This window comes from Kitasatospora sp. NPDC048407 (genome assembly GCF_043200475.1).
GTDB lineage: Bacteria > Actinomycetota > Actinomycetes > Streptomycetales > Streptomycetaceae > Kitasatospora.
In genome coordinates, this window is the sequence record NZ_JBICXW010000006.1 from 153188 (window position 1) to 167428 (window position 14241).

Below are 14241 nucleotides of genomic sequence, written 5' to 3' on the forward strand. Positions count from 1 at the left end.
GGCGTCAGCTCCTCACGTCGACGACTCGTCCCAGCGCGCACGCCAGCCGCCGGGTGGAGAGCCGGCGTGCCACATTCTCCTTGCCCTTGCGGTACAGGACGTTGCCGACGGCGCCGGCCGCCATCGCGGGGTAGCCGACCAGCCCGGGCAGTTTCCACACCTCGGTGGCCAGCGCGGGGCCGACCGTGCCGGCCGCGGTGAGGATCAGTTCGACGGCCATCCCGCCGATCGGGACGAGGCCGGTCCGGTCGCCGAGGATGGCGGCGACCCGGCTCAGGTGGGCGTCCAGCGCCTTGCGCGCGGAGAGCGGGTCCTCGGCCGCGCGCAGCCGCTCAATGCCTTGCCAGAACGGCGATTTGGCGGTGCGGCCGCGTTCGGCGCGGGCCTGCAGCAGGGCGGCGATCGCGTCGGCGGCGTCGGTGCGCAGCGCCGCCATCCGGGCCCGTACCCGTTCGTCGGTGAGGCCGGCCGCCGCGCCGACCTTCACCTCGAACAGTGGCCCGTCCGAGGTCTCGTCGGTCTCCGGGAGGCTCCGTCCGGCCCGGTGGCGGTACTGGGCGAGGGCGAGTTCCTGGGCGGTGGCGCGGGCGGCGAGCCGGTTGTCGTCGTGGCCCTGGCCGGTGCTGAGGGTGGTGTCGGCGACGCCGATGGAGTCCACCACGATCAGGTTGTAGAGGGTGTCGACGAACTCCACCAGCAGGCCGAGGGTCTCCGGCCCGCCGACGATCTCCTCGGGGGTCCGTCCGGCGGCGTCGCCGGGCCACGGCCGGGCCAGTCGCAGCCGGCTGCGGTGGTGGAACGCGTGCGGGCGGTCGGCGCCGAGCCGGCGGATCGCGGTGGCCACCGTGGCGTGCACCTCCCGGTACGGCTCGGGCAGGTCCGCCACCGCCCGGCCCATCGGCGAGGTCTCGTCGACGGCGGCGAGCACCAGCTCGCCGAGCGCGTACAGCCGGGCCGGCGGCCGGGCGGCGACCCGGGGGAGGTGCCGGAACTCGTCGCGGACCACCGCCAGCCCGTCGGCCCGTTCCGGGTCGAGCCATTCGGCGTTCAGCAGCCGGTCGAAGTCGGCGGCCTGTTCCCGCACGTCGCCGGGGTCGAGGCCGTATTCGGTGGGGTCGTTGAGTTCGGGCAGCAGGCTGCTCAGGAACGGACTGGCCGGATCACCCGCCTGGGCGAGGATGCCGGCCACCGCCTCCTCGTACGAGCGCACCCCGAACAGGTGGAGCCGGAACGGGTGTTCGCCCGCCGCGCCGCTGTCCCGGGCCCGCAGCACGGTGGCCGCGACCTGCTGGAACCCGAACGAGTCGAACGCGTACGACTGCGGGACGACCACCTCGCGGCCGAGCGCCAGCGTCATCAGCACCTCGGTGAAGATCTGCAGATGCAGCTCGTCCTCGTGCCCCTCGGCCGTGCGGTCCGGTCCGGGCCAGGTCGTCCGGGTCGAGTCGAGCGACTCCAGGTACTGGTACCGCGTGCCGTCGTCGTACGCCATGTCGTGCCCCCCAGGACGAACCGTCGCACGGGGACGCTACTCGTGGCGTCCGGTACTGACCAGCCCCGGGGCGACGGGCCGTCAGAACAGCGTGGGTTCGCCGTCCTGGGCGGGCAGGCCGGGCAGCGCGTCCTGCCACAGGGTGGCGTCGCTGAACGGGAGTTGGCGCATGCTGCCGTCGCACAGCACCAGCGAGCGGCGGTCGCGTTTGTGGTCGTGGACGATGCCGTAGCCGGTGCGGCGGGTGGGCATGAGGGCGACCGGACGGCCGCAGGCGGGGCACTGGACACGGGGTGCGCGCATGGGTACCAGGGTGCCCGAACCGACCGACAGCCCGACAGTGGCTGGTGACGATTGCGGGGGGCCGGGCAGGGGAGGAGAGTGCGGGCGGAACGAGTGGAGGTTGTCGTGAGTGAGCTGGTCGAGCGGCTGAGCAACGGACTGCCGGACGGCGCCGTCGCGGTGGACCCGGACGTCACGGGCGCGTACGCCCGCGACATGGCGGGATTCTGCGAGGCGGGCGAGCCGGCCGTGCTGGTCTTTCCGGAGACGGTCGAGCAGGTGCAGCACGTGATGCGCACCGCCACCGAACTGCGGGTGCCGGTGGTGCCGCAGGGCGCGCGCACCGGCCTGTCCGGCGGCGCGAACGCCGTCGACGGCTGCATCCTGCTCTCGCTGACCCGGATGAACCGGATCCTGCACCTGGACCCGGTCGACCGGATCGCGATCGTGCAGCCCGGCGTGGTCAACGCCGAACTGTCCCGGGCCGCCGAGGCCCAGCAGCTGGCCTACCCGCCGGACCCGTCGAGCTGGGAGTCCTGCACCATCGGCGGCAACATCGGCACCGGCGCCGGCGGCCTGTGCTGCGTGAAGTACGGCGTGACCAGCGAGTACGTGCTCGGCCTGGACGTGGTGCTGGCCGACGGCCGACTGCTGCGGACCGGCCGGCGCACGGCCAAGGGCGTGGCGGGCTACGACCTGACCAGGCTGCTGGTCGGCTCCGAGGGCACCCTCGGCGTGGTGGTCGAGGCGGTGCTCGCGCTGCGTCCCGCGCCCGGCCCGCAGCTGGTGCTGGCAGCCGAGTTCGACTCGGTGGACGCCGCCGGGCGGGCGGTGTGCGACGTGATGGCCGCCGGGTTCACGCCCTCGCTGATGGAACTGATGGACGCCACCACCGTCCGGGCGGTCAACGAGATGGCGCAGATGGGGCTGCCGGAGTCCACCAGGGCGCTGCTGCTGGTCGCCTTCGACGGCCCGGACCAGCGCGAGCTGCTGGCCGCGGTCGGCGCGCTGTGCACGGCCGCCGGGGCCACCGAGGTGGTGCCGGCCGAGGACCGGGCCGAGTCCGAACTGCTGCTCCAGGCCCGCCGGCTGGCGCTGCCCGCGCTGGAGCGGATGGGCACCACGATGATCGACGACGTGGCGGTGCCGCGCAGCGCGCTGGCCGCGATGCTGAACGGCGTCGCGGAGATCGCCGAGCGGCACGGGCTGACCATCGGCGTGGTCTCGCACGCGGGCGACGGCAACACCCACCCGGTGGTGATCTTCGACGCCAAGGATCCGGAGCAGGCGGAGCGGGCCCGGATCTCCTTCGACGAGATCATGGCGCTCGGCCTGGAGCTGGGCGGCACGGTGACGGGCGAGCACGGCATCGGGTTGCTGAAGCGCGAGTGGCTGGCCCGGGAGCTGGGGTCGGTCGGGCTGGAGCTGCAGCGGCAGATCAAGGCGGTCTTCGATCCGCTGGGTCTGCTCAACCCGGGAAAGATGATCTGAGGATCGTTCTGAATTCGGATCGGATTTCCATTGCCCCTGGCGTGCGGATAAAAATCGACATTTGACGGTCATCTCGGCTGTGACCGGGGCGCGGGCGCACCATTCGTGCGCCTGCGGGGTGGAACGACTCGCCGGAAAGCGGCGGCCTGCGCTCCGCCGTCCGGGCAGAAGCGCAGCTCAACAGCCGTGCAACCAGCGGCCGGCCACCCCGTGCGGCGACCTCGGTATCACGCGAACGAGGGAAAAGGCCCAGTGGTGCTGGTGCTTTGTCGATTTGTTGCGGAATTCTGTTCCCAGGAAGAAGTGCAGGGAAGTGCAGGACAGCGATTCACGGTCATCAGCAGTGACCATCGGAACCGGACATCGGCAGCACGGAGGAAATCCATGGCGCGCTACTGACCTCCCGGCGGGAGGTGCGGCCGGACCGGCGGGGGCGCCGGACCGGCCCGAGCACGGACCGCCGGAGTACCCGGGAGTGGAAAGGGTCACCCGCCTCGGGGAGCAGGACTAGCAGAAACCCCTCGGGGGCGCGGCAGCCGCGAACGGCACCGCGCCCCCGAGGGGTGTTCGGAAGAGGACGCCCTACCGCGGAGGCCCTACCGCGGAGGCCCTACCGCCTGGAGGTGAGCGTGGCCCCGACGCTGGCGGCCACCACGCAGAAGATGCCGAACAGTTGCGGCAGGCCCAGCACCTGGCCGAGCACCAGCAGCCCGACCAGCGCGCTGACCGCCGGGTCCAGGCTGACGATCACGCTGAACACCCGCTGGGACATCCGGCGCAGCGCGACCATCTCCAGCGCGTACGGCAGCACCGGGAAGAGCAGGGCGACACCCGCGATCGCGAGCAGCAGCAGGGCGGGGGAGTCGGAGCCGGACAGGCCGTGCATCGCCTCGGCGGCGCCGAACGGGGCGAGCACCACCATGCCGACGGTGAAGGAGACCGCCAGGCCCTCGAAGCCCTTGAACGCGGCGCCGACCTTGTCGGTGAACAGGATGTAGCCGGAGTAGCAGGCGGCCGCCCCGAAGGCGCAGGCCAGGCCGACCGGGTCCAGGCTGGAGCCGGACTCGCCGTGGCCGAACAGGGTGAGCAGCACCACGCCGGCGGCGGCGAGCATCGCCCACAGCACGTGTCCGGCGCGCCGGGCGAAGACCAGGGCGACGGCGAGCGGGCCGAGGAACTCGATGGTGGCGGCGGTGCCCATCGGCAGCCGGTCGACGGCCGCGGCGAACAGCAGGGTCATGCCGGCGGACGCCACGCCGAGCAGTCCGGCCAGCGCCAGGTCGCGCTTGCTGCGGCCGCGCAGCCGGGGGCGGGTGAAGGCGAGCAGCACGATGGCGGCGAAGGAGATCCGCAGGAAGGTCGCGCCGGCCACCCCCAGCACCCCGAACAGCGGCTTGGAGGCCGCCACACCGAGCTGGACCGCCACCATCGAGACCACGCACAGCACCGGTGCCGGGATACCGCCCAGCCGTCGTCGCATTCCGCTTGCCCGGGCTCGGCCGGAACTGGTGACCTTGGAAACGGAGGCGATGGCGGGGATGTCGGTGGTGCTTTCGACGGTGAGGGAGGTGCCTGGCATGAGATCGAGTGTGGCGTAAGGAGTGTCTTTGGTCAAAGACGGTTACCGCCAGAGGCAAGCCGGGGTGCACTGAGGGGCGAATCAAGACCCGCGGGCGTCGGCGGCGCGTGCCGCCCGGGCGAACTGACGGCCGGTCAGCGACCCCGACGCGCGACCATGGAACTGTGACGTGCCCCGCATCCCGAACACGCCGCGGACCCGGGCGGACACGCGCGGAGACGGAAAGCCGCGCAGGTCGGCGGCGTCGGTCTCATCTCGGTTGCGGCTACTGACAGCGCGGGTGTGCCGGGGAAACAATCGGAGGCATCGCCTACTACCTGCGGGTAACAATCCGCCGGCCGGTCAAGGAGGACCCCTGGTGTACAGCACGATGCAGGACGTTCCACTCACTGTCGCCCGGATTCTGCAGCACGGGGCCACCATCCACGGCCGGTCGACCGTCACCACCTGGACCGAGAACGGCCCGGTCGTGCGGACCTTCGCCGAGGTCGGCGGCCGCGCCGCACAGCTCGCCCACGCCCTCCGGGACGAACTCGGGGTCACGGACGGCAGCGTGGTGGCCACGCTGATGTGGAACAACACCGAGCACCAGGAGGCGTACCTGGCGATCCCGTCCATGGGAGCGGTGCTGCACACCCTGAACCTGCGGCTGCCCGCCAACCAGCTGGAGTACATCGTCCGGCACGCCGCGGACCGGGTGGTGATCGTCAACGGCTCGGTGCTGCCGCTGCTCGCCGCCGTCCTGCCCAAGCTCGCCGACGTCGTCCGCCACCTGGTGGTCTCCGGCCCGTACGACCCGGCGCTGCTGGCGGGCTTCGAGGGGACGGTGCACGACTACGAGGCGCTGATCGAGGGCCGCCCGACCGACTACCCGTGGCAGACCGACATCGACGAGAAGCAGGCCGCCGTGCTCTGCTACACGTCCGGTACCACCGGCGACCCCAAGGGCGTGGTGTACAGCCACCGGTCGATCTACCTGCACTCGATGCAGATCATCGCCCCCGCCAGCTTCGGCCTGACCCCCCGCGACATCGTGCTGCCGGTGGTGCCGATGTTCCACGTAGGCGCCTGGGGCATCCCGCACGCGGCGTTCATGACGGGCTCCAGCCTGCTGATGCCGGACCGCTTCCTGCAGCCCAAGCCGCTGGCCGAGATGATCGACCGGGTGAAGCCGACCTTCGGCGCCGCCGTCCCGACCATCTGGAACGGCCTGCTGGACGAGCTGGACGCCGGCGACTACGACACCTCCACGCTGAAGTCCGTCGTCATCGGCGGCTCGGCCTGCCCGCCCGCGCTGATGAAGGCCTTCGAGGAGCGGCACGGCATCCGGGTCATCCACGCCTGGGGCATGACCGAGACCTCCCCGCTGGGCACCGTCGCCCACCCGCCGGCCGGCGTCAACGGCGAGGACGAGTGGACCTACCGGATCACCCAGGGCGTCTTCCCCGCCTCCGTGGAGGCCCGGCTGATCGGCCCCGGCGGCGAGGTGATGCCGCACGACGGCGTCGCCGAGGGCGAGCTGGAGGTGCGCGGCCCGTGGATCGCCGGGGCGTACTTCGGCGGCGCGAACGGCGAGCCCGAGCGTCCCGAGGACAAGTTCAGCCCCGACGGCTGGCTGCGCACCGGCGACGTCGGCACCATCACCGCCGACGGCTACCTGACCCTCACCGACCGGGCCAAGGACGTGATCAAGTCCGGCGGGGAGTGGATCAGTTCGCAGGCCCTGGAGAACCACCTGATGGCCCACCCCCAGGTGGCCGAGGCCGCCGTGGTGGCCGTCCCCGACGAGAAGTGGGGCGAACGCCCGCTCGCCACCGTCGTCCTGCGCCCCGGCGCCACCGTCGGCCTCCCCGAACTGCGCGCCTTCCTGGCCGAGCGGGTCGCCTCCTGGCAGCTGCCGGAACGCTGGTCGGTGATCGAGGCGGTGCCGAAGACCTCGGTGGGCAAGTTCGACAAGAAGGTGATCCGCGCCGACTACGCAGCCGACCGCCTGGACGTGACGGTGATCGGCAAGGGCTGACCACGCGCGGTCCGCCCGGAACGCCCCGCCGCAGTTCTCGGTCCTGCGGCGGGGCCCTCGGGTACGGTCAGCGGCCGTTCACGACGGTGTTGGCGGTGATCGACCCGTCGGTGCCGTCCACCATCACCTGGTGGCGGACGCCGTCCGTGCCGAGCACCTCGACCGCCCAGGAGCTGCCGCCGCCCTCCCGGCCCACCACCGACAGCGCGTCCACCTTGCCGCCGGGCACCGCGCCGGCCGCCTTGGCCACCGCCTGATCGGCGGGCACGGCCGGCAGCGCGGCCGGCGCGAGCTTCGCCGCCCGGCCGCCCGGCTGCGCCTTCCCGCTACCCGGCTGCGCCTTCCCGTCGCCCTGGGCGCCGCGGTGCGCCACCTTCCCGTCGCCCTTCTGCTCCCCGCTCCGGTGCTTCCCGTAATCGCTTCCCCATGCGTTCGGTGCCCCGGGAGCCCCCGGCTCCCGCATCGCGAACGGGGCGATCGGCGGCCGTTCCCGGCCGGAGTGGTGCGCCGCCACCGCGGCGGCGCCGGCCACACCGACCCCCAGCACCAGCGCGACGGCCGCGCCGAGCACCCAGCGGCGGCCTCGCCGCTCCGGCAGCCGGATGTATCGCTTGCGCAGCGTCGGTCGGGCCGCCACGGCGACCTTCTCCTCGGCACCGGACTCGAACGACTCCGGCGACTGCGGCTCGGACATCTGCGTCCCACTTCCCCTCGACGACCCGGCCGGGACCGAATCCGCCGGCCGGGCGCCCAGCATGCCGCCACCCGCCTGAAGCCAAGCTGAAGCCGCCCGCACCGCCGGATCCGGCGCCTGCGACGCTGGTTCCCATGCGCGTACTGGTGGTCGAGGACGAACGGCGGCTCGCCGCCGCACTGCAACGCGGCCTGCGGGCCGAGGGGTTCGCCGTCGACGTCGCCCACGACGGCGAGGACGGCCTCTGGCTGGCCACCGAGCACGACTACGACGTGATCGTGCTCGACATCATGCTGCCCCGCCTGAACGGCTACCGGGTCTGCGCCCGGTTGCGGGCCGCAGGCGACGACACCCCGATCCTGATGCTCACCGCCAAGGACGGCGAACTCGACGAGGCCGAGGCGCTGGACACCGGCGCCGACGACTTCCTGTCCAAGCCGTTCTCGTACGTGGTGCTGGTGGCCCGGCTGCGCGCCCTGGTCCGGCGGACCGGCCGCCGTCTGCCGCAGACCCTGGAGTTCGGCGACCTGGCGATCGACCCGGCCCGCCACAGCTGCACCCGCGCGGGCACCGAAGTGCGGCTCACCGCCCGCGAGTTCGCCGTCCTGGAGTGCCTGGCCCGGGCGGCCGGCGGGGTGGTCTCCAAGCGCGAGATCCTGGAACGGGTCTGGGACTCGGCCTACGACGGCGACCCGAACATCGTCGAGGTCCACATCAGCGCGCTGCGCCGCAAGATCGACGCCCCGTTCGGCCGCAGCGCCGTCGGCACCGTCCGCGGCGCGGGCTACCGGCTGGCGGCGGACGGTGGCTGACCGCGTGCGCCGCCTCCCGGCCCTCCGCCGCCTCCAAGTCCCGCCGCGCCTGCGGCGGTTGCTGCCGCGCTCGGTGCGGGCCCGGGCCACTTTCGCCGCCACCGCCGTGGTGACGCTCGCGCTGGGCGGCAGTTCGGCCGCGCTGCTCGCCGTGCTCCACGCCAACCTGCTCCGCACCGCCCAGGACTCCGCGGTCGAACAGGCAGGCAAGGTGGTCGAGTTGGCCGCCCGCGAGCACCTGCCGTCGATCCTCCCCCTGCACGGCGGAACCTCCATCTGGGTGGTGGACGGTCAGGGCCGCCCGGTCGCCGCCACCCCGGACCTGCTGGCGCACCCCCTCGCCCCGCCGCCGGTACCGCCCGCCGCGAAGGAGCAGCCCCAACCCGCCCAGGGTGCCCAGCCGTTGATGCCCGTGCCGCGGATGCAGGAGCACCGGTCGCGGGTGATCACCATGCCCGTCACCGGCCCGGACGGCTATCTCGTGGTCCACGCCAGCACCTCGCTGCGCGACGTGGACGCCGCCGGGGACACCACCGGCACCGCGCTCGCCGTCGGCGTCCCGGTGCTGGTGCTGCTGGTCGCGGCCGTCACCTGGCGGGTCACCGGCCGGGCACTGCGCCCGGTGGAGGCGATCCGGGCCGAGGTCGCCGAAATCACCGGCCATGACCTGCACCGCCGGGTCCCCGTCCCGCACACCGGCGACGAGGTGGCCCGGCTGGCCGTCACCGTCAACGCCACCCTGGACCGGCTGGAGGACGCGGGCCTGCGCCAGCGCCGTTTCATCGCCGACGCCTCGCACGAACTGCGCAGCCCCATCGCCGTGTTGCGCACCCAGTTGGAGGTGGCACTGGCCCACCCGGACCCGGAGCTCTGGCCCGAACTGCTCGCCGACGCGCTGGAGGACACCGTCCGCCTGCAGGACCTGGCGGCCGACCTGCTGCTGCTCGCCCGGCTGGACGCCGCCGACCCGGTATCCGTAGAACTCCTCGACCTGACCGCCCTGTTCGCCGCCGCGCTGGCCGCCCGCACCGCCGACCGGATCCCGGTCACGTCCCAACTCGCCGAGGGGGCCCACGTGCTGGGCAACCGCACCTGGCTGACCAGGCTGCTCACCAACCTGGTCGACAACGCCCAGCGCTACGCCACGAGCCGGGTGGAGGTCCAACTCGCCGTCCAGGGGCCGCTGGTGGTGCTGGAGGTGCGCGACGACGGGCCGGGCATCCCGGAGGGTGACCGGGAGCGGGTGTTCGAGCGCTTCACCCGGCTCGACGACGCCCGCAGCCGCGAACTCGGCGGCGCCGGACTGGGGTTGGCCATCGCCCGGGACCTCGCCGGGCACCACGGCGGCACCTTGGCCGCCGAGCCCGCCCGCACCGGCGCCCGCCTGGTCGCCCGCCTGCCGAGGGCGGGAGTCGAACAGAACTGACGGGCGGTCAGAACGACGCGGCCGTCGCCACCTGCCCCAACGCGCCGACCCGGGCCAGAAGTTCGACGATCCGGCGCTGCACCTCGTCGGTGGTGGAGCGCTCCGCCAGGAACAGCACGTTCGCGCCGGTGCGCAGCCCGGCGCGGGCCTGCGGGTCCAGGTCGGCCGAGGTGTACACCACCAGCGGGGTGCGGTGCAGGCGGTCGTTGGCGCGCAGCCAGTCCAGCAGACCGAGGTCGCCGTGTTCGATCCGCTGAAGGTCGAGCACCACCAGGTTGGGCTGGATGCTGCTGGCCCGGGCGACCGCCTCGTTCTCGTCGGCGGCGTGCTCCACCTGCATGCCGCGCCGCTCCAGGCTGGCGACCAGCGCGGCGGCCACCTCGGGGTCGGACTCGACCAGCAGGACCCGCGCGGCGTGGTTCTCGCTGTCCCGGGGGGCCAGCGCCCGCAGCAGCACGGCCGGGTCGGCTCCGTAGGCGGCGTCCCGGGTGGCCTGGCCGAGGCCGGCGGCCAGCAGCACGGGGATCCGCCCGGCCAGTGCGGCGGTGCGCAGCGCCTGCAGGGCGGTGCGGGTGATCGGCCCGGTCAGCGGGTCGACGAAGAGCGCGGCGGGGGCCTGCGGCACCTGGGCGTCGACCTCCTCGCGGGAGGCCACCACGACCGGCCGGAAGCCCCGGTTCTGCAGCGCGTCGTGGGTGGACGGGTCGGGTTCGGGCCACACCAGCAGCGGCCGGGGGCCGTCGAACGCGGGTTCCTTGGCGGGGGCCAGTTCGGCGATCGGCCGGGGCGGTGTGCGCCCCTCGACCGCGCCGGGCCCGGCGGGCAGCGCCAGCGCGCCGCCGCCCTCGCCCGAACCGGCGGGCAGCGCCTGCCCGTTGACGGCGTGCGGGGCCGTCTCGGCCGGGGCGGCGGGCAGTTCGGCCTGCTGCGGCGCCCCGGGCTGCGGGAACGCGCCCGGGAAGGCGGCCAGCGGCCGCGGCGGGACGAGCCCGCCCAGCCCGGTGCCGACCGGCTGCGGCTGGCCGGCATCCCCGGCCGGCGGCGGCGTGGCGGGCATCGGGGGCGCGGCGGGCCGGGCGGCGACCTCCAGCGCGGTGGACGGCTCCGGCGCCCCGGCGGGGACGGGCGGCAGAACCGTCGTCACCTCCTCCGCGCTCTCCGCGGTGTCGGCGGGCAGCGCCAGCCGTCGCCGCCGCCCGGTGGGCTGGGTCGGCGGCACGACGGGCTCCGGCGGGCCGGCCGGCAGCGCGTGCTCCAGCCCCGGGTAGACGGGCGTCCCGGGGTCCGGGATACCGGGCAGCTGCAGCGCCGGCATGCTGTCGCCGGAACCGGCGTGCGCCCGGCGGGCCCGCCGCCCGGTACGCGTGGGCGGCTCGGCACTCGGCAGTTGGCCGGCCCCGGCGGCTCCACTCTCGGCCGGTTCGGCCGAGGCGGAGGAGGTGGCGGCGGACGGCCCGGGCCCGAGCGCGATCGGCGCCCCGGGGGCGGCCGGTTCGGGCCGGGCGTCCTCCTCGCGGGCGGGGCGGGCCCGGCGCCGGCCGGAGCCCTGGGTGTCGTCGGCCCGGGCGGCGGGGGTGGCACCGTCCTCGGCCGGCTCGGGCGTTGACGGCGTGTCGTCCTTGGCCGGTTCGGCCGCGGGGGGCTGCCCGGGAAGGTCGGGCAGCATCGCGGTGTCGGAGTCCTTGGGGACGTGCTGCTGCTTGTCCGGCGTGTCGCCGTCGCCGCCGTCGGGGTCGAGCGGCAGCTCCACCACGTAGGTGGCCCCGCCGCCGCCGGGCAGGTCGTGCCGCTGCAGGACGCCGCCGTGCCGCTGGACGGCGGCGCGGGCGATCGGCAGGTGGACGGCGCTGGCGGTCTGCGCGGGGCCGCGCACCTCGATCCGGGCGACCTGTCCGCGCTGCGCGGCGGCCAGCACCACCATGGGCGGCTGCCCGGGGTCCGGCGCCGGCCCGGCGAACGCGCCGCCGGTGGTGGCGGATTCGTCCTCGGCGCGGGCGGGTTCGGGCACGGGCGTGACGCCGCTGACGTCGGCGACCAGGTGCGCGAGCGCCTGGGCGAGCCGCTCGCGGTCGGCGAGCACCTTCACGGCGGCGGCGTGCACCGAGTAGCGGACCCGGCCGGGGCCGACCAGTTCGCCGGCCCGGTCGACGGCCAGCTGCACGACCTCGTCCAGGCCGATCCGCTCGCGGTCCAGGGCGGCCTTGCCGCGCTCGGCGGCGGCCTCGAAGCGCTGGTGCTCCAGTACGCCCTCTATCAGCCGGCCGAACCGGCGGCACTCGTCGGCGAGCCGGCGCAGCGTCCAGTTGGCCTCCGGCCAGAGCTGCCCGGCGGGGTCGGCGGCGAGCGCGTCGATCCGCCGGTGCAGGGCGCCGAGCGCGCCGCCGAGTTCGGACTCCAGCACGGCGGTGAGGTGCTCGTTGCGTGCGGTGAGGGCGAGTTCGTGGGTGCGGTCGGTGAACGTCATGACGGCGCCGACCAGTTGCTCGCCGTCCCGGACGGGTGCGGTGGTCAGGTCGACGGTGACGGGGCTGCCGTCCTTGCGCCACAGCACGGTGTTGCGGATCCGGTGCTTGCGGCCGGAGTGCAGGGTGTCGTTCAGCGCCGAACTCTCGGCGGCCAGCGGGCTGCCGTCGGGCTGCGAGTGCTGGATCAGCGGGTGCAGTTCGCGGCCGCCGAGCTCGCTGGCCCGGAAGTCGAGGATGTGCGCGGCGGCCGGGTTGACCAGCACCACGCGGCCTTCCAGGTCGACGCCGAGGACGCCCTCGGCGGCGGCCCGCAGGATCATCTCGGTCTGTTTGTGCTGGCGCCGGAGTTCGGTCTCCACACCCAGGCGGGTCGACAGGTCACGGACCAGGAGCAGCAGCAGGTCCTGGTCCGTCGTGGTGAAGGACAGGAATCCGTGCGCCTCCCCGCCGCCCTCGTCGGTGAAGTCGTTGCCCGACACTTCGACGGTGAAGGTGGTGCCGTCGGTGCGTCGGGCGGTCATCCGGACCGGTAGTTCCAGGCTCTGGGTCTCGCTCGCCGGGGGCCGCATCGAACCGGGGATTCGGCTGGGGTCGAACTCCGGCAGCAGGTCCAGCACTCCCCGTCCGACCAACGAGGTGCCGGGTGCCTGCAGGCTCTCCACGGCGGCCTTGTTGACGTCGACCACCGTGCCGTTGGAGTTCACCAGCAGCAACGGATCGGGCAGTGCGTCGAGTATCGCGGCGAGGCGAGCAGCGCCTCGGGTCGGCCTGCTGCTCACGTCGACAGGTCTCCTCACGCCTTCGGGCCGCCGCTTCGACGGGCGGCTCTGGCTCTCCTCGGAGACTGGAGTATCTCATTCTTCTTTGCGCCGTGGACGACCCGGCCAGTATCGTTGTGGTGGTTGGTGCCGGAGCCTTCGGCTGTGGCATCATCTCAGTCGCACGGAGTGCGCCGGAGTCCCGGTCGCAGTCCGGGTGTTGGAGGCGTCGCCTAGTCCGGTCTATGGCGCCGCACTGCTAATGCGGTTTGGGCTTTACCGTCCATCGAGGGTTCAAATCCCTCCGCCTCCGCTTCACCGGAAGCCCCGTCGGTCACTGACCGGCGGGGCTTCCGCGTTGTCGGCCACTGTTCGTCCAGCGGCCTCTGCGGCGGTCTTGACGGGGTCCCCGGCAATCGATTTCGCCCCAGGTCGCCGGTCATGTAATGTTGTCCCCGCACCGCCCAGGAGGCCAAGGCCGACGGGGCGAGCGCTCATAGCTCAACGGATAGAGCACTTGACTACGGATCAAGAGGTTGCAGGTTCGAATCCTGCTGAGCGCACCAATCTCCGCTCGCGGTTCCGCAAGGGGCCGTCCGAGCGCTCATAGCTCAACGGATAGAGCACTTGACTACGGATCAAGAGGTTGCAGGTTCGAATCCTGCTGAGCGCACCAACCGAAGGCCCCGGGTTTCCACCCGGGGCCTTCGTCGTCATGCCGTCCCGAGTTCGGTCCGGTTGATCCAGAGCACCTCGCGTTCTTCCAGGAACCAGTCCGCGGGCGTGAGCGGGCGGCTGCGGTTGAACGTGGCGGTGACGGGGTCGTGCCGGATGAGCCCGGGATCGGCGTGCTGGTCGAGAAGTTGGGCGGCGAGCGCGGGCGCGAGGTCGGGCGGGCCGGACAGGTGGATGTCGTGGCCGGCGCAGGTGCCGTAGTCGCGCAGGCCGTCGCGGAGCAGGCGGATCGCGGTGGCACGGGACGCGCCGGGCACGGGCGCCGACAGGACGGCGTGCAGCCAGGCATGCGCCTTCACCAGGTCGTGCACGGCGGCCAGGTCGTACTGGTCGCGGTCGTCGCGGGCGGCGACGAACACGGTGGTGGGCCGGCCGCCGTTCCGGGCGAGCTGCTCCAGCAGGGCCTTGATCTGGGCCCAGCCGGTTCCGGCGGCGACCATCAGCAGCGGCCGCCCGGAGTCCTCGGCGAGCACCGCCTCGCCGAGCG

General features: G+C 73.7%; 9 protein-coding genes and 3 tRNA genes. 7 read left to right on the plus strand and 5 right to left on the minus strand.

The genetic code is table 11. The features are described from left to right. Positions 1–4: 4 nt before the first annotated feature. Positions 5–1492, minus strand: coding sequence for a hypothetical protein (locus ACGFWJ_RS14385; RefSeq protein WP_392949002.1), 1488 nt, complete (start codon positions 1490–1492; stop codon positions 5–7). 81 nt (positions 1493–1573) lie between these two features. Continuing rightward, entirely contained in the window at positions 1574–1795 is a 222-nt protein-coding gene (locus ACGFWJ_RS14390; RefSeq protein WP_387639492.1) for a hypothetical protein, read from the minus strand. A gap of 105 nt (positions 1796–1900) precedes the next feature. Here ACGFWJ_RS14390 and ACGFWJ_RS14395 point away from each other — a divergent pair, with 105 nt between their 5' ends. After that, entirely contained in the window at positions 1901–3265 is a 1365-nt protein-coding gene (locus ACGFWJ_RS14395) for an FAD-binding oxidoreductase (protein WP_392949005.1), read from the plus strand. Positions 3266–3875: 610 nt separating this feature from the next. On the opposite strand, the gene ACGFWJ_RS14400 is transcribed toward ACGFWJ_RS14395, so the two are convergent. Then, a complete protein-coding gene (locus ACGFWJ_RS14400) occupies positions 3876–4844 on the minus strand; it encodes a DMT family transporter (protein ID WP_392949008.1) in 969 nt (322 codons plus the stop codon). Positions 4845–5202: 358 nt separating this feature from the next. On the opposite strand from ACGFWJ_RS14400, the gene ACGFWJ_RS14405 reads away from it, so the two are divergent. Further along, on the plus strand, positions 5203–6864 hold the full coding sequence (locus tag ACGFWJ_RS14405) for a long-chain fatty acid--CoA ligase (protein WP_392949010.1): 1662 nt from the start codon (positions 5203–5205) through the stop codon (positions 6862–6864). 67 nt (positions 6865–6931) lie between these two features. Here ACGFWJ_RS14405 and ACGFWJ_RS14410 read toward each other — a convergent pair whose 3' ends face one another. Further along, the gene (locus ACGFWJ_RS14410; RefSeq protein ID WP_392949012.1) at positions 6932–7558 is read right to left on the minus strand and encodes a PepSY domain-containing protein; all 627 of its coding nucleotides are present in this window, start codon (positions 7556–7558) and stop codon (positions 6932–6934) included. A gap of 134 nt (positions 7559–7692) precedes the next feature. On the opposite strand from ACGFWJ_RS14410, the gene ACGFWJ_RS14415 reads away from it, so the two are divergent. Both ACGFWJ_RS14415 and ACGFWJ_RS14420 read left to right on the plus strand, forming a co-directional pair. Then, positions 7693–8370 (plus strand): response regulator transcription factor, encoded by a 678-nt coding sequence (locus ACGFWJ_RS14415; RefSeq protein WP_392949015.1) that lies wholly within the window; start codon positions 7693–7695, stop codon positions 8368–8370. Then, positions 8363–9796, plus strand: a complete 1434-nt coding sequence (locus tag ACGFWJ_RS14420; RefSeq protein WP_392949018.1) for a sensor histidine kinase — start codon at positions 8363–8365, stop codon at positions 9794–9796. The genes ACGFWJ_RS14415 and ACGFWJ_RS14420 overlap by 8 nt, the downstream gene beginning before the upstream one ends. A gap of 7 nt (positions 9797–9803) precedes the next feature. Here the strand turns inward: ACGFWJ_RS14420 and ACGFWJ_RS14425 are convergent, their stop codons facing one another. Beyond that, positions 9804–13040: a PAS domain-containing protein gene (locus tag ACGFWJ_RS14425; RefSeq protein ID WP_392949021.1), complete on the minus strand. Its 3237-nt coding sequence runs from the start codon at positions 13038–13040 to the stop codon at positions 9804–9806. 201 nt (positions 13041–13241) lie between these two features. Between ACGFWJ_RS14425 and ACGFWJ_RS14430 the strand changes: the two genes are divergently transcribed. From ACGFWJ_RS14430 to ACGFWJ_RS14440, 3 genes are all read left to right on the plus strand, one after another. Further along, positions 13242–13332 (plus strand) — tRNA-Ser (locus tag ACGFWJ_RS14430). A gap of 177 nt (positions 13333–13509) precedes the next feature. After that, positions 13510–13585: transfer RNA gene (locus ACGFWJ_RS14435), tRNA-Arg, on the plus strand. Between the two features lie 34 nt (positions 13586–13619). Then, positions 13620–13695: transfer RNA gene (locus tag ACGFWJ_RS14440), tRNA-Arg, on the plus strand. The last annotated feature ends 546 nt before the right edge of the window (positions 13696–14241 follow it).